Below are 25,858 nucleotides of genomic sequence, written 5' to 3' on the forward strand. Positions count from 1 at the left end.
GCAGCAGGGGGGTCCTGGTGGGACGGAGCAGTACACCCGGGGAGGGGACGCGACCAAGCGTCCGGCACGCCGGTCAACTCGGCTGGGACGACGGGCTCTACGAAGACGCCCCGGAGACTGCCCAGGACTCCGGCGCGGACGGCCGCCGGCCCGCGCCGGCGGGCGGCGGCCGTCGCAAGGGCGGGGCGAAGCGGCACGGCAAGAAGGGCAAGCGCCGCGTACTGCGCTGGACCGCCTCGGTCCTCTCGCTCGTCATAATCGGCGGCGCCGCCGCCGGATACCTCTACTACGAGCACCTCAACGGGAACCTCAAGAAGGAGGACCTGACGCTCGGCGACAAGAAGATGGCCGACCACAAGGCCAACGCCGCCGGTCAGACCCCGCTGAACATCCTGCTCATCGGCTCGGACGCGCGGGACTCCAAGGAGAACCAGAAGCTCGGCGGGGCCAAGGACACCTTCGGGGCGCCGCCCCTGGCCGACGTACAGATGCTGGTCCATCTCTCCGCCGACCGCAGCAACATGTCGGTGATCAGCATGCCGCGCGACACACTGCTGAAGATCCCGAAGTGCACCGACCCGAAGACGAAGCACGTCTACCCCGCGACCATGGGTCTGGAGATGACCAACAAGACGCTCGGCCGCGGCGGTCCCGGATGCGCCGTGGCCACCTGGTACGAGCTCACCGGCATCACCATCGACCACTTCATGATGATTGACTTCGCCGGTGTGGTCTCGATGGCCGACGCGATCGGCGGCGTCCCGGTCTGCGTCAAGGGCAACGTCTACTCCCACACGCGCGACGGCAAGGGCTCCGGGCTGAAGCTGGAGGAGGGCACCACCAAGGTCAAGGGCAAGCAGGCCCTTCAGTGGCTGCGGACCCGCTACGGCTTCAAGGACGGAACCGACCTCAGCCGTACGCACGCCCAGCACATGTACATGAACTCGATGGTCCGTGAGCTACGCAAGGGCACCAAGCTCACCGACCCGGGCAAGCTGATGGGCCTCGCCGAGGCGGCGACCGACGCGCTGACGGTCGACAAGGGCAACAAGGGCCTCGGCAGTGTCAAGAAGCTGTACGACCTCGCGGGCGAGCTCAAGAAGGTGCCTACCAAGCGCATCACGATGACGACGATGCCGAACGTCTACGGAACGGGCGTGAACGCGGGCCGGGTGCTCCCCAAGCCCGTCGACGCCGATCAGCTGTTCCAGATGGTCCGCGACGACGTCCCGCTCGACGGCAAGGCGTCCAAGCGCAAGGCCCCGGTCGCCAAGAAGCCCACGGCGCCCGTCGCCGAGATCCCGGTCAGCATCCGCAACGGAACCCGCACGGACACCGAGTACCCGGTCAGGGGCCGCGCCTCGGCGATCCAGGGACTGCTCGCCGGGAAGGGCTTCGCTCAGGCCGCGGTCGACAAGCAGAACACCGACGCGGCGGCACGGACCGGGGTGCTCTTCCCCAGCGTGGACATGGAGGGCAATGCCCAGGCCGTGGCCACGGCTCTCGGTATTCCGCTGACGGCGGTGAAGAAATCGACCGCGGTCTCCGGCATCACGCTGACCGTGGGGGCCGACTGGCGCGAGGACGGGGACTATTCCGCGCCGAGCGCCGCGGAGAAGACTCCGGAGAGCGCCATCGCCCTGAACGGCGACGACGAAACGGCCTGCATGGACATTCAGCCGGGTTTCGGCTGGTAGCCGGGCACGACGCACGGTGTGGGGGCTATACGGAATTCCGGAGGGCCCCCACACCGTGTCGGCGGCTATACGGAGACGGCCGGGCGCCGGCTGGCGATGACCTTCTTCGCCAGCGAGCGCGGGCTGGTCAGGAAGCCGTACCCCCATGACATGTGCATCGTCGCGAGGGCCACCGGGATCCGGGCCCGCGCCTTCAGCGACAGGCCCTTGCCCGCCGGAAGGGACCCGGCGACGATCGCCGCGACGTATCCGGCGGGAACGACGAACGCCCACGGGGTGACGGCCGCACCGGCCACGATGCCCGCCGCGATCGCGCAGACGGCGGTCGGTGGCGCCAGGTAGCGCAGGTTGATCGAGCCGGAGTGGTAGCGGGCCACGACGTGCCGCCAGCGGCCGTAGTCCTTGTACTGCTTGGCGAGCGCCCTGACAGAGGGCCGCGGCCGGTACTGCACCTTCAGCTCGGGCGAGAACCAGATCAGACCGCCCGCCTCGCGGATGCGGAAGTTCAGCTCCCAGTCCTGGGCGCGGATGAACTCCACGTTGTAGCCGTCCGCCTTCTCCAGTGCCTCGCGGCGGAAGACACCGAGATACACGGTCTCCGCCGGGCCCGCCTGGCCGCCGGTGTGGAAGGCCGCGTTGCCGACGCCGATCTTCGACGTCATGGCCGCGGCCACGGCGTCCTCCCAGGCGTTCTCGCCCTCGGCGTGCATGATGCCGCCGACGTTCTGCGCGCCCGTCTCCTCCAGGAGGCGGACGGCCGTCGCGATGTAGTTCGGCGAGAGCATGCCGTGGCCGTCGACCCGCACGACTATGGGGTGGCGGGAGGCCTTGATCGCGGCGTTGAGGGCGGCGGGGGTGCGGCCGGTCGGGTTCGGAACGGTGTGCACCCGGGGGTCCTCGCGCACCAGCTCCGCGGCGATCTCGTCCGTACGGTCCGTGGAGGGCCCCAGCGCGATCACCACCTCCATCTCACCTGCGTACTCCTGCTCCAGGATGTGCCGGACGGAGTTCCTGAGATGGCGTTCCTCATTGAGCACCGGCATGATCACGGAGACGGCGGGGTGCTGCGCGGCAGACATGGTGGTCCTCGGGTGGTCCTCGGGGCGCCAGGGGTTCAGACCCCACCAGGCGTCGATATTCGGCCGCCACGTTACCGCGAACGGGGGACACGGGCGCGCGGCGCCGGGTCGCGTCCCGGAGTGCAGATCATATGGACCTACTGTGCGAACGGTCCCCCTTGCACCGCGGAGGTTCCCCCGTGCCCAGGCCGCACCCCTCCCCCCGTCCGCCGCACTCCCGCGCAGTTCCGCCGCAGCGCAGGTCCAGAAGGCAGGACGAGCGGCCCCGCTGGGGCATGCGGCTGGTGACCGGTATCTCTGTGCTGGTGCTCGGGGCCGGTGGGATCGGCCACGCGGTGGTGACCGGCCTGGAGACCGGTATGGACCGGATCGACCCGTTCAAGGACATGAAGAACCGGCCCCGGGCCGGCCACGGCATGAATCTGCTGCTGGTGGGCACCGACGGCCGCGATCGGATCACCCCGCAGGAGAAGGAGAAGTACCGGCTGGGCGGTGCGCCGTGCAATTGCACCGACACCGTCATGCTGGTGCATCTGTCAGCGGACAAGGGGCGCGCGAGCATCGTCTCGCTGCCCCGCGACAGCTACGCCGAGGTCCCCGAGCACAAGGACCGCAACTCCGGCACGACGCACGCCGCCCACGCGCTGAAGCTGAACGCCGCCTACTCCGAGGGCGGGCCCGGTCTGACCGTGCGGACCGTCGAACAACTGACGGGCGTCAAGATCGACCACTACCTGGAGGTCGACTTCACCAGCTTCATGAAGACGGTGGACACCCTGGGCGGGGTTCAGATCTGCACGACCCGGCCGCTGATGGACTCGTACACCGGTCTCGACCTCGCCGCGGGCACCCATGAGCTGAACGGCGGGCAGGCGCTCCAGTACGTACGCTCCCGGCACATCGACGGGGCCTCCGACCTGGGCCGGATGCAGCGCCAGCAGAAATTCCTCGCCTCACTGATCAAGCAGGCGACCAGCAGCGGTGTGCTGCTGAACCCGGTGAAGTTCCGGGACGTCGCCTCGACGATGCTGAACTCGGTCCGGGCCGACAAGGGGTTCGGTACGGAGCAGATGCTGGAGCTCGGCCAGGCGATGCGCGGCTTCTCCCCCGCCTCGTCCGAGTTCACCTCCGTGCCACTGGGAAACGTCGCGTACCCGATCAAGGGCGTCGGCTCCACGGTCAAGTGGGACGAGGCGAAGTCGAAGAAGCTCTTCCAGGCGCTGCGCGACGACCGGCCGCTCTCCCCGGAGCGGACCGGCGGACCGAAGGCCGTGCAGGTCGATGTCGCCCCGCAGGAGATCCGGGTCCAGGTCTACAACGGGACCCCGAAGGACGGCCTCGGCAAGACGGTCGACGAGGGGCTGCACGCCACCGGTTTCGACACCACGCGCGCCCCGCTGAACGGGGAGCCGCGCAATCTCGCGCACACGCTGATCACGTACGACCCCCGCTGGGACCGGTCCGCGAAGTCCCTGGCGGGCGCGTTGCCCGGGGTCGAGCTGCGGGCGGTGCGGGGGCAGGGCCCCCTGATGAAGGTGACGGCAGGCACGGACTTCGAGAAGGTGCGACGGGTACGGGGGAAGGAGACGAGCCGGGGCGAATTCGGCGCCGTCACGGGCGATCAGGTGGCCTGTCCGTGACCGCGGCCACATGCGGCTCGATCCGGGCCCGGCACTGTGCCCCGGGCGTCCTGACGAAGTGTCGTTGCGGTGCTACGCGTCGTCGATGCCGTCGGCTGCGCGCTTCTCGCGCAGTTCCTTGATCGCGCGGCGTCGGGCGAGGCGGTGGGTGCGCCGGATCTGCGCCTCCTGGTAGCGCCGCTTGTCGCGCTCCGTCTCCGGGATCACCGGCGGTACGCGGCGCGGCTTGCCGTCCGCGTCGACCGCGGCGAACACCAGGTACGCGCTGCCGACCTGCTGGGCGGGGGTGGACTCGTTCCACCGCTCGGCCATGACGCGGACGCCGACCTCCATCGAGGAGCGGCCGGTCCAGTTCACCTGGGCGCGGACGTGAACAAGGTCACCGACGCGGACCGGCTCCAGGAAGACCATCTCGTCCATCGAGGCCGTCACCGCGGGTCCGCCGGAGTGCCGGCCGGCCACGGCGCCCGCCGCGTCGTCGACCAGCTTCATGATCACGCCGCCGTGCACCGTACCCAGCAGATTGGTGTCGCTGCCGGTCATGATGTGGCTGAGGGTGGTCCGGGAAGCGGCGGTCGACTTGCCCGGAATGTCGCCCTCCGGGTGCGGGGCCTGATCTGTCATACCGTCCACCTTATGCGGGGGCTTCCGGCCCGCCCCAATGCATCAGGTTCGCAACATCCCTGATGCGATTTCCCGTAGACCCTGTAAGAGCGGCACACCCGGCCTGCACACTGGATCGCATGAACGATTGGCCCGAGGGCTGGACCGACGACAACCGCAGCGGCAACCGCTACGGGCAGGGCAGTGACAGCGACCGGCCCGAGAGCGCCCGCGTGATGGGACACGTCCAACGGCGTCCCGCGCCGCCGCAGCAGCGCCCCGCGCCGCCCCGGCAGCGCCGGCCGGAGCCACCGTATTCCGGCGGCTACGGCGACAGCGCCGAGTACGACAGCGGTTACAACACGGGCCAGGTCTACGGCGGCGGTGGCAACGGCGGCGGTGGCCGGGGTGACGGCGGTTACATCCAGGGGCGCCCCGCGCCCAACTGGGGCCGCCGAATAAAGATAGGCACGCTGTCCCTGGTCGTCGTGGTGCTCGCGGTCTCCATCGGCACGTACTTCTGGGCCGACTCCAAGCTCAAGCGCGAGGTGGACCTCTCCAAGGTCATCGAGCGGCCGAAGGCCGGCGACGGCACCAACTACCTGATCGTCGGTTCCGACAGCCGCGCGGGCATGACGGCCGATGACAAGAAGCGGCTGCACACCGGCTCCGCCGAGGGCAAGCGCACCGACTCGATGATGATCCTGCACGACGGGTCGAACGGCCCGACGCTCGTCTCCCTGCCCCGTGACTCCAACGTCGAGATCCCCTCGTACAAGGGTTCCGACTCCGGCAAGTTCTACCCGGCCCGGGGCCGGTTCACCAAGCTGAACGCCGCGTACGCCGAGGACGGCCCCGAACTCCTCGTCCGTACTGTCGAGTTCAACACCGGACTGCACATCGACCACTACGTCGAGATCGGCTTCGGCGGCTTCGCCAAGATCGTGGACGCGATCGGCGGGGTGGAGCTGGACATCCCCAAGGCGTTCAAGGACAAGAAGTCCGGCGCCGACTTCAAGGCGGGCAAGCAGACGCTGAACGGCGAGCAGTCGCTGGCCTTCGTCCGTACCCGGTACGCGTTCGCGGGCAGCGACCTGGACCGTACGAAGAACCAGCAGAAGTTCCTTGCGGCGTTGGCGAGCCAGACGGCAACGCCGTCCACGATCCTCAACCCGTTCAAGCTGTACCCGACGCTGGGCGCCGGTCTGGACACCCTGATCGTGGACAAGGACATGTCGCTCTGGTCCCTGGCGCAGATGTTCTTCGCCATGAAGGGCGTCACGGGCGGTGACGGCGTATCGATGAACATGCCGATCTCGGGCTCCACCGGCGGCAATCTGGTCTGGGACAAGGCCAAGGTCAAGCAGCTGGTGGAACAGCTCAACAACGACGAGAAGGTCACCGTCACCAGTAACTGAAGGTAGCCGGGCAGTAAGCATGAAGCAGGGCCCGGACGGTTCGCCGTCCGGGCCCTGCTTCATGTGCCGTCCGGGCCCTGCTTCACGTAGGGCCCGGGCCGGCCCCGAGGGGCCGGCCCGCGCTGTTTCACGGGAACAGGGTCACGAGGCCTTCTTCAGCGTGAAGTTGCCGGTCGTCGTCTCCCCCTTCTTGAGCTTCACCGTGGCGGTCACCGGCTGGTAGCCGTCCTTGGCCACGACCACGGTGACCGGGTTGTTGCGGGTGTCGAACCACAGGGCGAAGGTGCCGTCCTTGGCGGTCCGCACGGTGTAGCTCGTCGTCGAGGCGCTGATCTGGATGGTCGCCCCGGCCAGTGGCGCGGTGCCGCCCTTGCCGTCGGCGCCGAGCACGGTGCCGGCGTACTTGCCCCAGTCCTTCGGCGGGCTGACGTGCATTTTTACGTCGACCGGGACACCGGCGTACGGGGTGTCGGTCTGGACGGTCAGCGCCGCGGTGTAGTCGCCGGGCTGGGTGACCTCGGGGACCGTGGCGTCCAGGCCGACGGTGATCGTGGTGCTCTCCCCGGGCTGGAGTGTCACCTTGTCCTTGCTCGTGGACAGCCAGCTGACGTCCGAGGACTCGCCGCCCTGGTCGTAGCCGGGCAGCACCTCGACGGTGGACACCGGCGGCGTCGAGCTGCCGCCGGGGTTGCCGCCGACCTTGTAGAAGCCGGAGGCAGCCCCCACACGGTAGACGCTGGTGTTGGCGTTGGGCAGGGCGGTCCAGCTGCCGGTGCCCGGGTCGAAGGCGTAGCCCTGGTTGGTGATGGCGGCGCTGTTGTTGACGACACCGCTGGAGACCAGCAGCTTGCCGTTGCCCACGCTGTACGCCGAACCCCACAGGTCTGCGGGCATGTCGGCGACGGACGACCAGCTGTCGGCGCCCGGGTCGTAGACGTAGGCGTGCTTGGTCGTACTGCTGCCGCCGCTGCCGCCGGCGCAGTAGAGCTTGCCGTCGATGCCGCCGCAGGACTGCCAGGAGATCGGCTCCGGGTAGGAGGCGATCTGGGACCAGCTGTCCGACGACGGGTCGTAGACCGTGGCGTCCGTGGTGCCACAGCTGCTGGTGCAGCCGCCGACGACGTAAAGCTTGCCGCCGAGCACCGCGCTGCCCGAACCGGCGTACGGCTTGGGCGAGGACGCCTTGGTGGACCAGCTGTTCGACGCCGGGTCGTAGACCTCCAGCTTGGCGTCGGGGTCGCCGTCGCCACCCCAGCCGCCGACCACGTACAGCTTGCCGCCGATGAAGCCGTGGGCCGGGCTGCCCTCGCGGGTGTCGGCCGCGGAGGCCAGCTTGGTCCAGGAGCCGCTGTCGGGGTCGTAGGCGTACAGCGCGTTGGTGTCCGCGCTGCCGGTGTAGCCGAAGGCGGAGTAGACCTTGCCGTCGTGGACGGCGACCGCGTTGTCCTGCACAGTGGTCGGCAGGTTGGCCACCGGCTGCCAGGCGTCACCGGCCGCGTTGGCCGCCGGAGCCGCATCCGAGGTCTTGCCCTTGCTGAGGGCCAGCGGGGAGTAGTTGCCCTTCACCAGGTTGAGCGGCGCGCCGCCCTTGAGCTGCTGGGTGAAGCCGCCCGGCTGCTCGCCCAGGGTGAGGCTGGCAGGCGCACCGCCGGTGTTCTTCACCGTCAGGTTCTGGGTGGCCTTCTTGCCCCAGTCGACCGTCTTGTCGATCGAGCCGGGGGTGAACGCCAGCTTGCCGGCCTTCAGGCTGAAGTTCGCCTTGTTGACGCTGTCCGCCGCCACGTCCACCGACTTGTCCAGGTCGGCGTAGTGCGACTTGGAGGCGGTGAAGGTGTGGCTGCCGGTCTTGGAGCTGAACATCCAGTAGAAGCCGCCGCCGAGCGCCGGGTCGTCCGGGGTGGCCGCGGTGATGGCCTTGTCCTGCGGGGCGTCGGTGTTGACGACAGTGGCTCCGACGACGGCGTCGTCGGTGTTGGCGTCCTTCACGGCACCGGCCACCAGACCACCGTTGACAGGCTCGTAGGTCCGCTTGCCCACGAATACGTTGTCAAGCTCCCACCAGTAGCCGTAGCTGCCCGTGAAGTGGAACCGCAGCTGCACGCCGGGCTTCCCGGCGTAGTCGGTCAGCGGAAGCTCGACATGGGCGGGGCCGGTCAGGGTGGTGGTGCGGTTCCAGATGTTGGTCCAGGTCGCACCGCCGTCAGTGCTGACGTCGATGTTGCCGGTCTGGTTGCTGAAGCTCTTGTAGTCGGTGTCGAACTCCAGTTGCGGGCTGTCGTTGCCGGTCAGGTCGATGACCGGCGTGATCAGCGAGCTGTCCTGCTTCTTGCCGCTGCCGATCTTGTCACTGTCGACCATGGCGAAGGCGCCGGAACCACCGGTCTTGTTACCCCGCTTACCGAAGTCGTCGAAGGACCAGCCGCCGGTGGTGCCATCGGCGTTGACCACGCTCCAGCCCTCGGGGGCGCCGGCGGTGGAGTCGAAGGGCTCGGTCGGGCCGGACCGCTTGACCTGGTAACCGGGCGCCGTGGCCGCCTGGGCGTCCGCCGGGACCGCGACGTTCACGGTCTGCGCCGCGTCATCCACGGTCACCTGCTTGGTGACCTCCTTGTAGCCGGGGTACACGGAGGTGAAGCGCAGGGTGTAGTCAGCGCCCTGCGGCAGGTCGACGCTGTACGCGCCGGTGTACGGGTCGGTGAAGACCGGGGCGCCGGGCACGTCATCGATGGTGATCTTCGTGTAGAGCGGCCAGCCGTGGCCGGAGCCGTCGGTCACCTTACCGGTCACGGTCTGCCGGGCCACCGAGTCCAGCGCGAAGTCCATCGTGACCGTACCGTCGTCGACGACGACGCCGTGGGCCTTCTTGGGCTCGTACCCGTAAGCGTACGCGGCCATGTTGTAAGTGTCAGGCGGCACTGTCAGGTTGTAGTGCCCCTGGGCGTCGGTGGTCGACCGGTAGATACCGGCTACGACGGAGGCGCCGGAAAGCGCCTTGCCGGAGCTGTCGGTGACGGCGCCGGAGATCTCGCCGTGCGAGCCGACTTGGAGGGTGGCGAGACCGCCCCCGGGATGCGTCGCGGTGGCGACGGTGCCCGGAGCGGCTGCCTCGGCGCCGGTGGCAGCCTGGGCGACGGGTAAGCCCGCAGCCATGACTGCGACGGCCGCCGCGGTGAAAGCGGCCAGTCGCGCGGAGATCCTCCGCGCGGCCGGTCTGGAATGCCTCGAAGTGCGCAATGTGTGACTCCCATGCAGCTGAACTGGGGTCGACCCGTGCGCTGGTTCTCGGTCGACAGCAGATGGATTCATCCGCCGGGACAACTAAACATCGTTGCCATGCTCTCGACAAGACCGCCATGGCGGATACACGATCTACCATGGACCCGCACATTTGTGATGATCCATCAGCTTCGGCTCGGCAGTCCTGGCTCGGACACCAGGGAGCAAGTAACCCGCCGGTACGTTCTGGAGTTCACCGACGGCGACGGACGGTCGGATCGTGCTCGGCGATGTGTCGGGCGACAGCGCCGCGTCATCCCATTCGCAACCGCTGCACCCAGCCACAGCCAGGTGCAGCAGTTGAGACGGTCAGACCCGCGGGGTCTCCGCACCAGGTGCGTGTGCTGCCGGTTCGACCTTCTGCGCCCGGAGTTCCCTGACCTCAGCCTGAAGGTCGGCGAGTTGCCGGTGAAGTGCCTGAATCGCAACGATGGCAACGCCGTTGGCATCGGTGCAGCAGATCGTCTTGTCGTCGGCTCCCAGGCCGAGGTGGGCCCGCCAGTCCTGTGCCATCGGCCCCAGGTGGCGCACTTCGTCGTCCTCCCACCGGTACCGCCATGTGCTTACCGGCAGACGGACCACTCGGGCAAGGACGTCGAACCCGTTCACGCCGTCACCCGCCTCGGCGACTGTTTCCCCGGAGGCTGTGGACGTCATTCCGGCGGGGCTGGGTGTGTCGGGGTGCAGGCGCGCCCGGTAGGCCCGAATGCCGGCGGTCCGGGCGCGGTGGAGGCGCTGGGTCAGCGATCCCATCGCACCGGGCTCACGCTGGTCTTTACGGCCCGGTCGGAGAACAGCAGACTGCCCAGCGGGACGAACTGAGTGGAGACCCCGGGGTCGTTGTCGGCCGGGGCGGTGCTGTGCTCCACCGCCCGCACCTGCGCGGGCTCCGCGGCCTCGGCAGCCGAGGCTGCGCCCAGGCACACCGACACGGCGGCGATCGCAGCGGAGGACACTGCGGCAAGTCGGGTAGCTGCGGCAAGAGACATGAAGCACGCTCCGGGGTAGTCAGAGATCAGATCAACCAAGCAACGACACCGCCCCCCGTCGGTCACGAGCAGCACGACCAGACATTGACCAGACCCAGCCGACGAAGCACCCAGCGCCAGGAAACGGCAGCGACCAAGCCCTCGGAACCTACCGACGGGTTACTTGCCCCCTGGTGTCCGAGCGGGGACTACCGGACTGTTGACCGGGGGCCTGGCTGGGGAGTTGCAAGGTTCTTCTGACAGCAGCGCGCCCCGCCCCGGCATCAACCAGGCGCGGGGCGCAAGTACGTGTGGATCAGTGACGGGCGGCGTGCGAGACGAAACCCGCCCACGCGCCCGCACCGAAGGCGAGCCGGGGCCCCGGCAGGTTCTTTGAGTCGCGGACGTGCACCGCGCCTGGGGTGGTCGCGACCTCGACGCATTCATTGCTGTTGCTGCTGTCGCTGTAGCTGCTCTTGAACCACTCCAGCCGGGAAGCGTCTCCGGCAGAGGTCTCGCTGATCATGTCTCTCCCAGCACTTGCTCGATGAAGGCCAGCGACTCCCGAGGCGTGAGAGCCTGAGCCCGGATGATCCCACACCGCAGCTCAACGATCCGGAGATACTTCGGGTCAGAGACCGGGCGACTGCCGAAGTCTCCCTCGGAGCGCCCCACCGCCGAGCCGTCCCTGAACTTCAGCACCTGCATCTCGCCGCCCATTCCGGCGTGATCGTCGCGGCCGGTCGGCATCACCTGGATCTCGACGTTCCGCAACTGCCCCACTTCCAAAAGGCGTTCAAGCTGTCGGCGCAACACCATTCTGCCCCCAAGGTGGCGCCGCAGTGTCACCTCTTCCTGGACGAAGCTGAGCTCCGGGCCAGGCGAGCGGTCAAAGATGGACTGCCGGGCTACACGAGCAGCCACCAGCCTCTCCACCTCATCCTGCGAGAACGCGGGCCGCCGCATCCCGAACAGCGCCCGCGCATACTCCTCCGTCTGCAACAGACCGTGAAGGTTGTGGCTCCCGTACGCCGAGAGTTCGACCGCCTGCGCCTCCAGCTTCGCAAGCTCCCGGATCTTCTTCGGGTACCGGACCTCCGCCACATCCCGCTTCATCGCCGCGAGCTTCCCGCCCGCCCGCAGCACCTCGTCCGCCCTGTCCAGGAACTCCGGACGAGGGATGCGCCGCCCGCCCTCCACCTTGTAGACCAGGTCCTCCCCGTACCCGATCGCGGTCCCGAACTCGCCGGCCCGCAGCCCCGCCGACTCCCGCCACGCCTTGATCTGGCGGCCCACCGCAGCGACCACCGCCACCCCCGACTCGTCGTCAGGATCGACGTCCCAGCCGGGCTCGTCCGCTCCGTAGTCCCCGCGCCCCGTACCAGCCTCATCCACGCTCATCCGTGCCCCACTTCCGATGTGCATGCCGTTCTTGCTCAACCCTGCTCGTCCCCAGCACGTCACCCCGGACAGCCGGGACAGCACTGGACAAGCGCGGGACAATCACCGTACGTAAGCGGCTCGTCGCTATTCACGGTACGCAGGCGCGGCCACGCTGAGTGACGTGACTCAAGAAATCACCCGAACCGAACACTCCGCTCCCACCCGGCAGTTCACGGTGCTGCTCTCCCCCACCCGCCGGGGCGCGCGACTTGCCCGTCTGCTCGCCACGGCTCATCTCGGGGATTGGGGGCTCCCCTCGGAGTCAGCCGCGCACATCGTCGCCGAGTTGGCCACGAACGCCACCGTCCATGGCCGCGTAAGGAGCCGGGACTTCCAACTGAGCCTCATCGTCCACCGCGACGCACTCCTGCGGATCGAGGTGACCGACACCCGGAGCGAGCAACTACCTCCCACGCCCGGCACCACGTCCGCCCCCGCCGACGACGCGGAATCAGGGCGCGGCCTCCTCATCGTCGAGGCCCTCGCCGACCGCTGGGGCATCGACCTCGGGCCCGTCCCACGCATAGGCGACGAGGCCGTCGACAGGGTGCGCGTGAGGCTCGAAGCCGTAGCCCTGGACAGCGTGAGTGAGCTCCCTCAGTGCGGCAACCGCTGCCGGGCGGGAGAACGGGTCCCCACTGGAGAGGATCATGTCGTCCGAGTAGCAGCCCCACCGCCTCACCTCCCCACCGCGGGCCCCGAAGCGGGCAATTCATGGAGTCTTCGCCCGGGTGTCGCCCTTACGGGCCATTCCTCCCCCGGTCCCGCGGCTAGCTTGCAGACGATCACCCCCCGACGATCGTCCTCCGCGGAGACACTCATGTGCAGCCCCCTCCACCAGCCCGACGGACCACTCCTGCCCGACGCCGGGCGTCGTACGTTCCTGCGGGCCGCCGCGCTCACCGGTGCCGCCGCCGCGGCCACGGGGCTCGTGTCCGCCGCCCCCGCCGCGGCTCTCCCCCAGCAGAACGCCGGTGCCGCCACGCCCGGTTGGCGACCCGATCCGGAGAGCCCCCGGTTCACGCTCGTCGTCATGCCCGACACCCAGTACCTCTTCGACGGGGCGAGCATCAACAAGGCCCCGGTCGAGGCGTCGTTGCGTTACGTCCTCGATCACGGGCGCGACGAGAACATCGTCTTCCTGTCCCATCTGGGCGACCTCACCGAGAGCGGCCAGGCAGGCGAATTCGCGGCGATCGGCGAGGCGTTCGAGCTGCTCGACCGGCGGCGGGTCGGCTACAGCGTCGTCGCGGGCAACCACGACATCGAGTCGTCCACCGACGACCGGCGCGGCCGCACCCCGTACCTGGACACCTTCGGCCCGCAGCGGATGCGGCGCCTGCCGACGTTCGGCGGGGCGACCCCGGACGGCTACAACACGTACCACCTGTTCCGCGCCGCCGGCCGCGAGTGGCTGGTGCTGGCGCTCGACTGGCGGCCGTCGGCGGCCGGGCTCGCCTGGGCGAAGGACGTCATCGCCCAGCACCCGGACACGCCCGTCATCCTCACCACCCACGAGCTGGTGTACGCGAACGCGGACGGCGACGAGGCCGAACTCTCCGGCCACGGAAAGCATCTGTGGGACGAGCTGATAGCCGGGCACGACCAGATCTTCCTCACCCTCAACGGCCACTACTGGCCCGCCGGGCGCACCACCCGTAAGAACACCGCGGGCAACGACGTCCATCTGCACATCACCAACTACCAGAACCGCTACTACGGCGGCGGCGCCATGATCCGCCTCTACCGCTTCGACCTGGCCAGGAACACCATCGACGTGGAGACGATCTCCCCGTGGGTCCTCGGCCGCGCGGGCGAGAGGCTCAACGACCTGGAGCGCGGCGAGATCGAACTGACCGGTCCGCAGGACCGCTTCGCCGTCCCCATCGACTTCGAGAAGCGCTTCGCGGGCTTCGCGCCCGTGCCCGTGCGCGGCCCCCGCCCGGCGAAGCAGCTGCTGATACCGGGCACCGTCGCCTACTGGCGCTTCGACTCCCCTTCACACCAGGACGGTTCTGCCGCCGACGCCGGCCTGCGCGTCCCCGACCTGTCCGGGTACCGCAACGACCTGGTGCGCGAAGCCGTCCCCGGCAGTGCACCCGACGCGCTGCGCTGGTCCACCGCCCACCACCCCGACCAGCCCGGTCACGGCAGCCTCTACTTCGACGGCTCGAAGCCGCCGCTGCGGGGCGCGTATCTGCGTACGGAGAACAACGCACCGCTCAACACCAAGACGTTCAGGTCCGGTTACACCATCGAGGCCTTCCTCCGCCTCCCCGCCGACTGGGACGCCCGACGCAACGCCTGGGGCGCCGTGCTCAGCCGCGGCGGCACGCTCGGGGCGGCCGGCAAGACCTCCGGCGACCCGGAGGAGCCCGTCGCCACCCTCTCCGTATCGGACGGCCCCGGGCTCCAGTGGGCGGCGGCGCCGCTGAACCAGCCGGGGGTCGTCACCAACTGGAGCCATGAGCTGCTGCGTGAGCGATGGTGGCATGTGGCGATCGTCAACGACGAGAAGCACACGACGATGTACGTCGACGGCTGCACAGTCGCCCGCAACCCCGCCACCCGCACCACCGGTCTCGCCACCCTGGGCCTGCCCTGGCTGCTCGGCGCCTACGAGTACGGAGGCAGGCTCGACCAGTTGATGCACGGCTGGCTCGGCGACATCCGGATCGTCGAACGTCCCCTGCACGTGCGGGACTTCATGACGGCCCCGACTCCGCCGCCCCACTGACCGGGCGGTCAGTTGATGACAACCTGACCAGCGGTCATTATGTACGTGTAGCCCTTCACGCATCCCCCGTCGTGAAGGGCTACACCCCTATTGCAGTGCATGCCCCTTTTGCCCGCGCCGACGGAGACCCGGCGGCCACTGATCGCTCAGCTCGTCAAAGTGCCCTGGTGAAAGTACATGCGCCAGCCCACTTCCGTCAGACGCCACACGGAGCTCCGCCATGCTCGGCGCCCACTGTGGTCGGCGAAGTACGTCAGATGAACGATGCCGGGAGCGAGTACGGCCCCCGACATCTCGCTGACCTTGACCGGAGCTTCGGGGACCACCGAACCGTCACTCGTCACCGCGAGGATCGACGTCGCGTCCCAGCGCCGCCCCGACGCTCCGATCTCGAGGAACTCTGGGTCCAGGAGCTCCGAGACCAGGGCCGGCGAAGCACGCACGTCAGGGTCGAGAAGCCGCATCTCTGCCTCAATGGCCGCTTGAACGGCCCGCTCACTCTCGTCTGCCATGCACGAACCCTACGGACGTCCCTCGTCACGTCACAACGAATAGTTCACGCATCGCGAGCAGCGACCCGCCTTCGGTGAGAACGCTCAACGTTCGCTGCGACAGAACAGCTGAGAAGCGGTCATTGTGTACAGCCGCCGCTGCTGTGGTGCGGGCGGCTATGTGAAGCACTCCAGGATCAATGGCAGGTCCTTGAGCCACTCCTGGAGGCGGCTCCGTCTGCGAGCGGCGAGCAGGCACTGGTGGGTTGTGCCGTCATAGAGGCGGACGGTGACTCTGAGGTGTTTGGGTCCCTCGGCCGCGTATTCGACGACGCTGATCTCGGCCCAGGTGAACTGCAGAGCCCCGGACTTGGAGTCGAGAGTGACGCCCATGGCGTCAATCAAGAGCGCGGTCTCCAGCGCGACCGCCACGAAGGCGAGGTCGGTGTCAGCCGGCGCCTCGCCCGCAGGGGCGGATTCGGTCGGGGCCTGGTGCATCGGGACAGCGCTGCGCGGTGCATGAGACGGGGGAGGGGGAAAGGCCACCGTGGAGGAGTATCTCGCGGTGGCCGGCGCGATCAGATCCAACAGGTGTCCTGGCGTCGGCCGTTGATCCGGGCCCTTCGCCAGGCACGACGCCACGACCGGGCGCAGGCCATCTGGCACAGCGGTCAGATCCGGTGGCTCATGCACCGATCGATACATCATGCCCATCGGCGTGCCCGCCCCGAACGCGCTGCCACGCGCTGCCGCAACGAGCACAGCACCCAAAGCGAACACATCAGCAGCGCCGTCCACTTCCTGCCCCTGCGCCTGCTCGGGCGCCAAGAACCCCGGTGTTCCGAAGGCCATGCCAGTGGCCGTCAGACGGGTCGACTCCAACGCCCTCGCGATACCGAAGTCCAGGACCCGCGGGCCGTCCGCAGCCATGATGATATTTCCGGGTTTCAGGTCACGGTGCACCAAGCCACAGCCGTGGATCGCCTCTAGCGCCTCGGCGAGAGCCGCACCTAGCTGCCGCAGCTGCGCCTCGTCCATCGGCCCCTCCGCCTCGAGTAGCGCGGCGAGCGTCGGCCCGGGAACGTAGGCCGTGGCCAGCCAGGGCGCGGCCGCCGCCGGGTCCGCGTCCACCACAGGGGCCGTGTGGAAGCCGCCTACGCTGCGCGCGGCCGCAACCTCGGCGCGGAACCGCTCCCGGAAGTGCGGGTCGGCCGCGAGCTCTGGGCGCGCTACCTTCACGGCCACCGCACGTCCGCCTCGCGAGCGGGCCAGGTAGACGGTGCCCATCCCGCCGGCACCCAACTCCCGCTCCACGGCGTACCCGCCGATATGCTCCGGCAGGCCCGCACTGTCTGCCCCATACCTCATACGCTGCATGCCCCTCCCGTGCCCCGGCGCCCCAGTATGACTCAGGGCCCTGCGTCCCCAGCAGCTGTGAACCGTTCCGGGTTTGATCGAGGCTTGATCCTTTGGAAGACCGTAAGGGGCCGGGACTTCCAACTGAGCCTCACCGCCCACCGCGACGCACTCCTGCGGATCGAGGTGACCGACACCCGGAGCGAGCAACTACCTCCCACGCCCGGTACCACGTCCGCCCCCGCCGACGACGCGGAATCCGGGCGCGGCCTCCTCATCGTCGAGGCACTCGCCGACCGCTGGGGCATCGATCTCGGGCCCGTCCCACGCAAGACGATCTGGGTCGAACTCAACCTCGCACCGTGACCGCCTTCACCGGGTCGCGGACACCCACGACCCGGTGGACCACGTCGCCGCGTCCCACGACGCATAAAGCTTTAAAGAACTTGGGGAAATTACCCTCCCCACCCAAACCCGACCCCATCCCGGCCTCGTCACTCGCCCGGGTGACATATGGCAACTGGGCTGGATTTCATACGGGTTGGCTGGCATATGCTCGCCGCGACAACTACAGACATGCGACGGCCCCCGACGAGACGCCAATCTCGACCGAGGGCCTGACCACCGAGGAAGTTAGGCCCTTCCCGATGGATACCCAGCAGATTACCGCGCCCCCGTGCGCCTCGTCCCCCGCATCCGGGGACGCCACACCGTCGTCCGGTGTCATCCACATCAACTTCCGGCACGCCGGAGGCTTCACCGTCATCGGCAACCATCTCGCCCAGCACCGCGGGCTTTCCCTCACCGCGATCGGGCTCGCCTTACAGATCCAATCGCTGCCCGCCGGAGCCAAGATCGGCGTCAAGAGGCTCGCCGAACGCTTCCCGGAGAGCGAGACCCGCATCGCCGCCGCCCTGCGCGAGCTGGAAGCCGCCGGCTACCTCCACCGCAGCCGCGTACGTCTCCCCGACGGCCGCATCGTGACGCGCACGGTCTCTTACAACCAGCCGGGTGCAACCGGGTCCACCACCGCAGCTCCTGAGCCGCGGACCAGGCGCACCAAACCGGCAGCCCCGCGGTCCACAGCACAGCCGCCGCCACGCGAGCCCGCCGCCGAACCGCTCCCCGCCTCCTCCGAGGCGCCGCCACCGCCCGCACCGCAGCGGACGCCCGAACCGCGCCCCGCCCCCGTCTTCGTACCGGCTCCCACCGCCCCCAGGAAACTGCCCCCGCCGCTCCCGCAGCCCCGGGGACTCACCCCGGAACTGCACCGCGCAGCCGCCGCGCTCCTCGCCGACCTGCGCCGCCACGCACCCCAACTCGCCCTCTCCGAGAACGACATCCACACCCTGACCCCGGGCGTCGCCACCTGGCTCGAACGCGATACCCGCCCCGACACCATCCGCCACGCCCTCACCAACGACCTCCCCGTCCCACTGAAGCACCCGGCGAAACTCCTCCGACACCGGATCACGACGCTCCTGCCACCGCCGCTGCCCGGCGCCAAGGACCTCGCGCCCGCACGCCCCGGCGTCACCGTCATCCCGCTCCAGACCTGCGACGGCTGCGACCGCGCCTTCCGCTCCCGCCACCCCGGCCACTGCCACGACTGCCGCACCGAACTGCACACAGCCGCCTGACCGGAACACCACCCACAACCCGAACGGACCTACATGGTCAGCTCGCCCCACGAGGCAATGCACCGCATCTTCCAGGAGTACCCGGGTCTCTTCTCCCGTGTCTCCGAAGTGCTCGGAGTCGACATCCCGCCACCCACCTCGGCCACGGCCCTGCCCACCGATCTCACCGAAGCCCGTCCCGTCGAACGCCGAGTGGACACTCTCCTACGCATCGACACGGAACACGACGGGCCCTTTCTCCTCGCCATCGAAGCCCAGGGCAAGAAGGACCCGCGCAAGACCGTCAGCTGGCCGTACTACGTCAGCTATCTCCACAACAGATACGGGCTGCCCATCCTGTTACTGGTCGTCTGCCAGGACCACGCCACCGCCGAATGGGCCGCACGCCCCATCTCCATCGGCGTCCGACAATGGCAGACACTCGCCCTGAACCCCCTCGTCGCGGGGCCGCACAACATGCCCGTCATCACTGATGTGGCCGAGGCCCGCAAGGACCTCGCCCTCGCCACCCTGGCCGCCATCACACACGCCGACAATCCGGACGTCGGTGCCATACTGAAAACCCTGTCCGCCGCACTGCGGGACACACCGGAAGCAATCGCCGACCCCATCGTCGAACTCACCGCACAAGGCCTGGGCAACCGCCCGGCCGCACAACAGTGGAGGAATCTGGTGGCCGTGGACCTCTCTTTCTACAAGTCCTTCATGTCGGAAGAAATCCGGGACGAAGGCCGAGCCGAAGGCCGAGCCGAAGGCCGGGCCGAAGGCCGGGCCAGAGGACGGGCCGAAGGGCTCCTGCTCATCCTCGCCGTGCGCGGTCTCGCCATCACCGACGAGATCCGGGAGAAGATCACCGGCTGCGACGACCCTCAGCTCCTGCACGAGTGGCTCAACCGCGCGGCCACCGCCGCCACCGTCGAGGAAGTCTTCGCCGAGGAGTAGCCCCACCCTGGCTGTGAACCGCTGTTGATGCTGAAGTCGTACCAGCGCATGGGGTGTTTCCCGAAGCCGGAGGATGTCCCGGAGATGGTGGTGGACTTCGTCAGGGCCATGGACGAGACGGAACTGACCGAGGACGAGGTCAACACCTGCTCCACGGCGACGAGTGGGACACCGGATGGGATACGGACGGCGAGTACGAGTAAGTCCGGTGTACGTGCCAGGCGCCCGGATCAAGCTACGGCTTGTTCAGGTAGGTGAGGACGGCGCGGACGCGGCGGTTTGTGTCGTCGTCGGTGATGCCGAGCTTGCCGAACATGGAGGTGGTGTACTTGCTGATGGCGCTCTCGCTGAGGAAGAGGCGGCGGCCGATGGCCTGGTTGGACAGTCCCTCGGCCATGAGGCCCAGCACGGAGCACTCGCGTTCGGTGAGTTGCTCGAGTCCCCGGTTCGGGGAACTGCTGGACAGCAGCTTCGCGATCACGGCCGGGTCCATGGCTGTCCCGCCGCCCGCGACGCGCTCCAGGGCGCCGATGAACTGGTCGGCGTCGAACACGCTCTCCTTGAGGAGGTAGCCGACGCCGCCGGAGCCGTCGGCCAGGAGCTCCCGGGCGTACAGCTGCTCGACGTGCTGGGAGAGGATGAGGACCGGCAGTCCGGGCATCTCGCTGCGGGCGGCGAGTGCCGCCCGCAGGCCCTCGTCCGACTGGTTCGGCGGCATGCGGACGTCGATGACGGACACGTCCGGGCGCCACGTCCGCAGTGCGTCGAGCGTCTCGGGCCCGGTGGCGGCCGTCGCCACCACCTGGTGCCCGCACGCCTCGATCAGGCGGACCATTCCGTCGCGCAGGAGGTAGAGGTCTTCGGCTACAACGATTCGCATGGCACCGCCATCCTGACACGGGTCGGGCCGCCCGGCGGGCTGGTGATGTCCAGGGTGCCGTCGAAGACCGCGAGGCGGCGGCGCAGGCCCACGAGCCCGCCGCCGGCCCGGACGTCGGCCCCGCCCCGGCCGTCGTCCTCGACCTCGGCGAGGATGCCCGTGTCGTCCGGTGTGAGGGAGACATGCGCCCGGGATGCCTGGGCGTGCCTGACCGCGTTGGTCAGCAGCTCGGCTATGCCGAAGTAGAGGGCGGACTCGATCGGCGGGTCCAGGTGCAGCGGGGTGTCGGCGCTGACGGCCACGTCGAGGGGGACGTCCAGAGCGAGGGCACGGACGGCGTCGACAAGTCCCCGCTCGTTCAGCACCGGCGGGCTGATGCCCCGGATCAGCCCGCGGAGCTCGACCAGCGAGGCGGTGGCGCCGGCTCGCGCCTCCCGCATCAGTGCCCTGGCCTGGTCGGGGTCGGTCTCCATCAGTTTTTCGGCGGTCGCCAGGGAGAGCCCGAGCGCGACCAGGCGAGCCTGCGCGCCGTCGTGCAGGTCCCGCTCGATCCGGCGGATCTCGGCTGCCTGTGTGACCGTCACATCCGCGCGCTGGGCGGTCAACTCATCCACCCGGTCCGCCAGCGCCATCGCGGGCGACGCGCGCAGGAAGCAGACGGCCACCGGCTTGACGATCCGCCAGGCGTACGGAGCGGAGCCGACGGCCACGACCAGGCCGCATGCCCCGACAAGGCGCGCGGCGAGCCCCGGCCGGCCGAGCCCGAGAACCGCCGCGGCCACCGCGGCCGGCGGGAGGGCGGAGACCACTCCTGCGGTGAGCGGCGCGATCCCCGTGAACCGAAGGTCGCGCCAGTTGGCGGGGTCGCCCCACCGCACCCGCCACTTCTGATCGAGGACGGCGTCCCGACGGCTGCGCTCGTAGGAGAAGCCGTTCCACCAATACCCGGTGGACAGCCGCGTCACCGGCCCGGCCTGCCGGTATCCGGCGGGGATGACGGTGGCGGTCCACCTCTCGACGAGGAAGCGGACCATCCGGCAGACCGGGCGGGACAGGGCGAGCGTGCCCACGCACACCAGCACGAACGGCGCCAACCACGACCACGGGTTTCCCGCCCCCCACCAGACCCCCAGCGCGACGGCAGCGGCCCACACGGCCGGGACCAGCATGCTGACGACCGCCACGACGCACGCCCGCACGAACCCCACACAGGCGCGCGCCACCCACGAACCCAGCTGCCGCATGACTTCTCCCTCGCTTATCGTTCGGTGCTCCCACAGTGCACCGCGCGGAGCCCGCTACTGCCCTGGTCTACCAGGAAGTGGGGCTATCCCCACCCCACCCGTGGGTCCAGGCCGATACCGCGTCGGCCAAGCGCTTCGTAGCGTCGGTGGGCATGAAAACCAACACCCGCACCACGATCGAGGCAGCACTCCTCAACAACCCCCGCACCCAAGGGGCCTTCGACACGGCGAAGAGCAGCATCAAGGTTTACGGCGCACTCAGCGCCGGCGCCCTCCTGGCGGTCATCGCGGTGTCGAGCAGCGGCCATATGGTGAACACGTTCATGTGGGTCCGGGCAGTCCTGCTGCCTGTAGTCACCGTGCTGATCTACCGGATGACCGTCTCCGCTTCCCGGGGATCTCGACGGGCCTTCGAGCGCCTGAGCGCCCTCGCCGCCATCCTGCCGACCGCGGTCATCGGCGTCGACCTGATCCCGGGTGTCTGCCCGCCGTGGTACGCCGTAATGCAGGTCGTCTGCATGCTGCCCGTCATCCGAGTCGCGTTCATCACCCGCGGCTCCGCACTGCGCGCCGCCTTCCCCAAGGGGCACTGACCAGGCGTCGGCGCGTTACCGGTGGTCGGGCACGACATCGAGGCCGAGCAATACCCGGCCCAACGCGGTCTCCTGGCCGCATACACACGTCCGGCCCCCGATGTGCGCATCGGGGGCCGGACGCCGGGGCGATAACCGTCCTACGGCAGGTTCCGCGCCATCACGATGCGCTGGACCTGGTTCGTGCCTTCGTAGATCTGCGTGATCTTCGCGTCGCGCATCATCCGCTCCACCGGGTAGTCCCGCGTGTAGCCGTAGCCGCCGAGCAGCTGGACCGCGTCCGTGGTGATCTCCATCGCGACGTCGGAGGCGAAGCACTTGGCCGCGGCGCCGAAGAAGGTGAGATCGCCGTCGAGGCGCTCGGACTTGGCGGCGGCCGAGTAGGTGAGCTGGCGGGCCGCCTCCAGCTTCATGGCCATGTCGGCGAGCATGAACTGGACGCCCTGGAAGTCGCCGATCGGCTTGCCGAACTGCTTGCGCTCCTGGACGTAGCCCTTGGCGTAGTCGAGGGCTCCCTGGGCGATGCCGAGGGCCTGGGCCGCGATGGTGATGCGCGTGTGGTCCAGGGTCTTCATCGCGGTGGCGAAGCCGGTGCCCTCCTCGCCGATGATGCGGTCGGCGGGGATGCGGACGTTGTCGAAGTAGACCTCGCGGGTCGGGGAGCCCTTGATGCCGAGCTTCTTCTCCGGGGCGCCGAAGGAGACGCCCTCGTCCGACTTCTCGACGACGAAGGCCGAGATGCCCTTGGAGCGCTTGGTCGGGTCGGTGACGGCCATGACCGTGTAGTACTCGGAGACGCCCGCGTTGGTGATCCAGCGCTTCACGCCGTTGAGCACCCAGAAGTCGCCGTCGCGCACGGCCCTGGTCTTCATGCCGGCCGCGTCGGAACCCGCGTCGGGCTCGGAGAGGCAGTACGAGAACATGCCGTCGCCCTTGGCGAGCGGGCCCAGGTACTTCTTCTTCAGGTCCTCGGAGCCGGACAGGATCAACGGGAGCGAGCCGAGCTTGTTCACGGCCGGGATGAGGGAGGAGGAGGCGCAGACGCGGGCCACCTCCTCAATCACGATGACCGTGGCGAGGGCGTCGGCGCCCGCGCCGCCGTACTCCTCCGGTACGTGCACCGCGTGCAGGTCCGCGGCGGTGAGGGCGTCCAGCGCCTCCTGCGGGAAGCGCGCCTCCTCGTCGACCGCTGCCGCGTGCGGGGCGATCTTCGCCTCGGCCAGCGCACGCACCGTCTCCCGGAGCATCTCGTGCTCCTCGGCCGGACGGTACAGGTCGAAATCGGTCGAACCCGCCAAGACGCTCACTCCCCAAGATGCTAACTACCGTTAAGTAACCCAATTTTAGGGCCCGGTTCTCGAAATGGCCTATGCCATGCGCGCGTGAGCTTGGCGACAGGGGTGGGAGAAGGTGCTCAGGCAGCCGGAAACCGGGCCTTCGGGGGCACGACTATGCTCGTTCACCGCACGTCTGTCCGCATCTCTCAGGAGCACTACATGGCCCTCAGGATCACTGTGATCGGCACCGGCTACCTCGGCGCCACCCACGCCGCGGCCATGGCGGAACTGGGCTTCGAAGTGCTCGGCCTCGATGTCGTGCCCGAGAAGGTCCAGATGCTGAGCAGTGGCAGGGTCCCGATGTACGAGCCGGGCCTGGAGGAGCTGCTGCGCAAGCACGTCGAGGGCATCGAGGGGTCCACGGGACGGCTGCGGTTCACCACCTCCCCGGAAGAGGTGGCGGCCTTCGGCGACGTCCACTTCGTCTGCGTGAACACTCCGCAGAAGCACGGTGAGTACGCCTGTGACATGAGTTACGTCGATACCGCCTTCGAGTCGCTGGCGCCGCATCTGACCCGGCCCGCCCTGGTCGTCGGGAAGTCGACCGTGCCGGTCGGTTCGGCGGCCCGGCTCGCGGCGCGGCTGGCGGAGCTGGCACCGGCGGGCTCGGACGCGGAGCTGGCCTGGAACCCGGAGTTCCTGCGCGAGGGCTTCGCCGTCAAGGACACCCTGCACCCGGACCGGATCGTCGTCGGGGTGGCGAGCGAGCGGGCCGAGAAGCTGCTGCGCGAGGTGTACGCGGTGCCGGTCGCCGAGGGGTCGCCGTTCGTGGTGACGGACTTCCCGACCGCCGAGCTGGTGAAGACCGCGGCCAACTCCTTCCTGGCCACGAAGATCTCGTTCATCAACGCCATGGCGGAGGTCTGCGAGGCCGCCGACGGCGATGTGAAGAAGCTGGCCGAGGCGATCGGGCACGACGAGCGGATCGGGTCCAAGTTCCTGCGGGCCGGCATCGGATTCGGCGGCGGCTGTCTGCCCAAGGACATCCGGGCCTTCATGGCGCGCGCCGGTGAGCTGGGCGCGGACCAGGCCCTGACCTTCCTCCGCGAGGTCGACTCCATCAACATGCGGCGCCGCGGCCACATGGTGGAGCTGGCCCGGGAGGCGGTGGGCGGCGATTCGTTCCTCGGCAAGCGGGTGGCGGTCCTGGGCGCCACGTTCAAGCCGGACTCGGACGACGTACGGGACTCGCCCGCGCTGAACGTGGCCGGGCAGATACATCTGCAGGGCGGCCAGGTCACCGTCTTCGACCCGAAGGGCATGGCCAACGCCCGACGGCTCTTCCCCACCCTCGGTTACGCCGATTCGGCGCTGGACGCGGTGCGCGGCGCGGACGTCGTGCTGCACCTGACGGAGTGGCGGGAGTTCCGCGAGCTGGACCCGGCGGCGCTCGGTGAGGTCGCCTCCCGCCGGATCATCCTGGACGGCCGCAACGCGCTCGACAGCGAGCTGTGGCGCGAGGCCGGCTGGACGTACCGGGCCATGGGACGGCCGAAGGCCTGACAGCGCCCGGTCGTTCGCACCTTCAGCCGCGCTTCGCGCGGTAGGTGCGCATCTTGGCGCGGGCCCCGCACACCGACATGGAGCACCAGCGACGGCGCCCCGCCGGGCTGCGGTCGTAGTACGCCCATTGGCAGTCCTCGGCCTCGCACGCCTTGAGCCGGGCCCAGGTTCCGTCGGCCGCCGCCGCGGCGATGGCCGCCGCGACACGGGCGGTCAGCCCGGCCGGTTCGGCGACGGGCCGCAGTGCGGCGACGCCCGCCGCGTCCACGGTGACGCGCAGGGGCGCTCCGGCGAGGAGCCGGTCGAGCGGGGGCGCCGCGGGACCGTCCGGCGGGCGGTGGCCGGCGTGCGCGAGGCAGGCGGTACGGAGCGCCTCGCGCAGGACCCTGGCCTGAGGGACGTCCGGATCGGCGAGGCCGAAGACGGCGCACCCGTCCGCCGTGTCGAGGGTGTCCGCGCCGGTCTCGATGTCCAGCGTGTTGACCAGGGCCTCGATCAGGGCGAGTCCACCGGGCGCGGATTCCTTCCCATTCATGGTTGCGACGTTACCTCCAGTGCGGGAGTATGCAGTAACGGTTACCTGCTGAAGCCGTTTAGGGGTAACCATCCGGACGGAGGAGGAATTGTCATGGCTGTCGCCACCCTGGGTGCCGTCGTTCTGGACTGCCCCGACCCGGCCGCACTCGCCGGTTTCTACGCCGGGCTGCTCGGCGGAGAGATCGTGCCAGGAGGGGAGGACTGGCTGGAGCTGACCGGGGTCGCGGGCACGCTCCTCGCGTTCCAGGCCGCGCCCGGTTTCGTACCGCCGCGGTGGCCGAGTGCGGACGGATCGCAGCAGGTCCATCTGGATCTGACCGTGCCGGATCTGGACGCGGCGGAGAAGGAAGTGCTCGCGCTGGGTGCGACCGTGCTGGACGCGGACGACCGGGAGCGGACGTTCCGGGTGTACGCGGATCCCGCCGGGCACCCGTTCTGCCTGTGTGCGTGTTAAAAGACGTGTGGGGCACCCCT

General features: G+C 69.2%; 22 protein-coding genes and 2 pseudogenes. 11 read left to right on the forward strand and 13 right to left on the reverse strand.

Going from position 1 to position 25,858, the window contains the following annotated elements; genetic code table 11:
- Positions 1-17: 17 nt before the first annotated feature.
- The gene (locus OG936_RS12855) at positions 18-1,697 is read left to right on the forward strand and encodes an LCP family protein (protein WP_406494690.1); all 1,680 of its coding nucleotides are present in this window, start codon (positions 18-20) and stop codon (positions 1,695-1,697) included.
- Between the two features lie 65 nt (positions 1,698-1,762).
- Here the strand turns inward: OG936_RS12855 and OG936_RS12860 are convergent, their stop codons facing one another.
- Positions 1,763-2,776: a glycosyltransferase family 2 protein gene (locus OG936_RS12860; protein WP_406494692.1), complete on the reverse strand. Its 1,014-nt coding sequence runs from the start codon at positions 2,774-2,776 to the stop codon at positions 1,763-1,765.
- A 275-nt stretch (positions 2,777-3,051) separates the two neighbouring features.
- Here OG936_RS12860 and OG936_RS12865 point away from each other — a divergent pair, with 275 nt between their 5' ends.
- The gene (locus OG936_RS12865; RefSeq protein ID WP_406494694.1) at positions 3,052-4,416 is read left to right on the forward strand and encodes an LCP family protein; all 1,365 of its coding nucleotides are present in this window, start codon (positions 3,052-3,054) and stop codon (positions 4,414-4,416) included.
- Between the two features lie 72 nt (positions 4,417-4,488).
- Here the strand turns inward: OG936_RS12865 and OG936_RS12870 are convergent, their stop codons facing one another.
- Positions 4,489-5,040 carry an acyl-CoA thioesterase gene (locus OG936_RS12870; protein ID WP_406494695.1) on the reverse strand — a complete coding sequence of 184 codons (552 nt, stop codon included), beginning with the start codon at positions 5,038-5,040 and terminating at the stop codon, positions 4,489-4,491.
- A gap of 119 nt (positions 5,041-5,159) precedes the next feature.
- Between OG936_RS12870 and OG936_RS12875 the strand changes: the two genes are divergently transcribed.
- Positions 5,160-6,437, forward strand: a complete 1,278-nt coding sequence (locus tag OG936_RS12875; RefSeq protein ID WP_406494696.1) for an LCP family protein — start codon at positions 5,160-5,162, stop codon at positions 6,435-6,437.
- Between the two features lie 141 nt (positions 6,438-6,578).
- Here OG936_RS12875 and OG936_RS12880 read toward each other — a convergent pair whose 3' ends face one another.
- The 5 genes from OG936_RS12880 to OG936_RS12900 form a co-directional block, all read right to left on the reverse strand.
- Positions 6,579-9,587: a carboxypeptidase regulatory-like domain-containing protein gene (locus OG936_RS12880; RefSeq protein WP_406494697.1), complete on the reverse strand. Its 3,009-nt coding sequence runs from the start codon at positions 9,585-9,587 to the stop codon at positions 6,579-6,581.
- Positions 9,588-10,022: 435 nt separating this feature from the next.
- Positions 10,023-10,466 carry a tail fiber domain-containing protein gene (locus OG936_RS12885; RefSeq protein WP_406494698.1) on the reverse strand — a complete coding sequence of 148 codons (444 nt, stop codon included), beginning with the start codon at positions 10,464-10,466 and terminating at the stop codon, positions 10,023-10,025.
- Complete coding sequence (locus tag OG936_RS12890) at positions 10,454-10,702, reverse strand: hypothetical protein (RefSeq protein ID WP_266746573.1); 249 nt, start codon at positions 10,700-10,702, stop codon at positions 10,454-10,456. The genes OG936_RS12885 and OG936_RS12890 overlap by 13 nt, the downstream gene beginning before the upstream one ends.
- A 295-nt stretch (positions 10,703-10,997) precedes the next feature.
- Positions 10,998-11,207 carry a DUF397 domain-containing protein gene (locus tag OG936_RS12895; RefSeq protein ID WP_266746574.1) on the reverse strand — a complete coding sequence of 70 codons (210 nt, stop codon included), beginning with the start codon at positions 11,205-11,207 and terminating at the stop codon, positions 10,998-11,000.
- Positions 11,204-12,082: a helix-turn-helix transcriptional regulator gene (locus tag OG936_RS12900; RefSeq protein WP_266752199.1), complete on the reverse strand. Its 879-nt coding sequence runs from the start codon at positions 12,080-12,082 to the stop codon at positions 11,204-11,206. Before OG936_RS12900 ends, OG936_RS12895 begins: the two co-directional genes overlap by 4 nt.
- A 163-nt stretch (positions 12,083-12,245) precedes the next feature.
- Here OG936_RS12900 and OG936_RS12905 point away from each other — a divergent pair.
- Positions 12,246-12,647: pseudogene (locus OG936_RS12905) on the forward strand (ATP-binding protein); the annotation flags it as partial.
- Between the two features lie 297 nt (positions 12,648-12,944).
- Entirely contained in the window at positions 12,945-14,861 is a 1,917-nt protein-coding gene (locus tag OG936_RS12910; RefSeq protein ID WP_406500419.1) for a LamG-like jellyroll fold domain-containing protein, read from the forward strand.
- Positions 14,862-15,007: 146 nt separating this feature from the next.
- Here OG936_RS12910 and OG936_RS12915 read toward each other — a convergent pair whose 3' ends face one another.
- Together OG936_RS12915 and OG936_RS12920 are read right to left on the reverse strand one after the other, a co-directional pair.
- Positions 15,008-15,373 (reverse strand): DUF4440 domain-containing protein, encoded by a 366-nt coding sequence (locus OG936_RS12915; protein WP_406494700.1) that lies wholly within the window; start codon positions 15,371-15,373, stop codon positions 15,008-15,010.
- A 156-nt stretch (positions 15,374-15,529) separates the two neighbouring features.
- The gene (locus tag OG936_RS12920; RefSeq protein ID WP_406500420.1) at positions 15,530-16,720 is read right to left on the reverse strand and encodes a serine/threonine-protein kinase; all 1,191 of its coding nucleotides are present in this window, start codon (positions 16,718-16,720) and stop codon (positions 15,530-15,532) included.
- A 111-nt stretch (positions 16,721-16,831) separates the two neighbouring features.
- On the opposite strand from OG936_RS12920, the pseudogene OG936_RS12925 reads away from it, so the two are divergent.
- The 3 genes and pseudogenes from OG936_RS12925 to OG936_RS12935 form a co-directional block, all read left to right on the forward strand.
- Positions 16,832-17,074, forward strand: a pseudogene (locus tag OG936_RS12925) (ATP-binding protein); the annotation flags it as partial.
- Positions 17,075-17,355: 281 nt separating this feature from the next.
- Positions 17,356-18,348, forward strand: coding sequence for a helix-turn-helix domain-containing protein (locus OG936_RS12930; protein WP_406494702.1), 993 nt, complete (start codon positions 17,356-17,358; stop codon positions 18,346-18,348).
- A gap of 33 nt (positions 18,349-18,381) precedes the next feature.
- A complete protein-coding gene (locus OG936_RS12935; RefSeq protein ID WP_406494703.1) occupies positions 18,382-19,290 on the forward strand; it encodes a hypothetical protein in 909 nt (302 codons plus the stop codon).
- A gap of 235 nt (positions 19,291-19,525) precedes the next feature.
- On the opposite strand, the gene OG936_RS12940 is transcribed toward OG936_RS12935, so the two are convergent.
- Complete coding sequence (locus OG936_RS12940; RefSeq protein WP_406494705.1) at positions 19,526-20,170, reverse strand: LuxR C-terminal-related transcriptional regulator; 645 nt, start codon at positions 20,168-20,170, stop codon at positions 19,526-19,528.
- Positions 20,155-21,414, reverse strand: coding sequence for a sensor histidine kinase (locus OG936_RS12945; protein WP_406494706.1), 1,260 nt, complete (start codon positions 21,412-21,414; stop codon positions 20,155-20,157). The genes OG936_RS12940 and OG936_RS12945 overlap by 16 nt, the downstream gene beginning before the upstream one ends.
- 152 nt (positions 21,415-21,566) lie before the next feature.
- On the opposite strand from OG936_RS12945, the gene OG936_RS12950 reads away from it, so the two are divergent.
- Entirely contained in the window at positions 21,567-22,007 is a 441-nt protein-coding gene (locus OG936_RS12950) for a hypothetical protein (RefSeq protein WP_406494708.1), read from the forward strand.
- A 140-nt stretch (positions 22,008-22,147) separates the two neighbouring features.
- Here the strand turns inward: OG936_RS12950 and OG936_RS12955 are convergent, their stop codons facing one another.
- Positions 22,148-23,305: an acyl-CoA dehydrogenase gene (locus OG936_RS12955; RefSeq protein ID WP_406500421.1), complete on the reverse strand. Its 1,158-nt coding sequence runs from the start codon at positions 23,303-23,305 to the stop codon at positions 22,148-22,150.
- Between the two features lie 198 nt (positions 23,306-23,503).
- On the opposite strand from OG936_RS12955, the gene OG936_RS12960 reads away from it, so the two are divergent.
- Positions 23,504-24,847, forward strand: a complete 1,344-nt coding sequence (locus OG936_RS12960) for a UDP-glucose dehydrogenase family protein (protein WP_406494710.1) — start codon at positions 23,504-23,506, stop codon at positions 24,845-24,847.
- A gap of 22 nt (positions 24,848-24,869) precedes the next feature.
- Here OG936_RS12960 and OG936_RS12965 read toward each other — a convergent pair whose 3' ends face one another.
- Positions 24,870-25,382 (reverse strand): CGNR zinc finger domain-containing protein, encoded by a 513-nt coding sequence (locus tag OG936_RS12965; protein ID WP_406494711.1) that lies wholly within the window; start codon positions 25,380-25,382, stop codon positions 24,870-24,872.
- A gap of 93 nt (positions 25,383-25,475) precedes the next feature.
- Between OG936_RS12965 and OG936_RS12970 the strand changes: the two genes are divergently transcribed.
- The gene (locus OG936_RS12970) at positions 25,476-25,838 is read left to right on the forward strand and encodes a VOC family protein (protein ID WP_266746582.1); all 363 of its coding nucleotides are present in this window, start codon (positions 25,476-25,478) and stop codon (positions 25,836-25,838) included.
- Positions 25,839-25,858 lie beyond the last annotated feature (20 nt).

This window comes from Streptomyces sp. NBC_00846, assembly GCF_045207325.1.
In the GTDB taxonomy this organism is placed as follows: Bacteria; Actinomycetota; Actinomycetes; order Streptomycetales; family Streptomycetaceae; genus Streptomyces.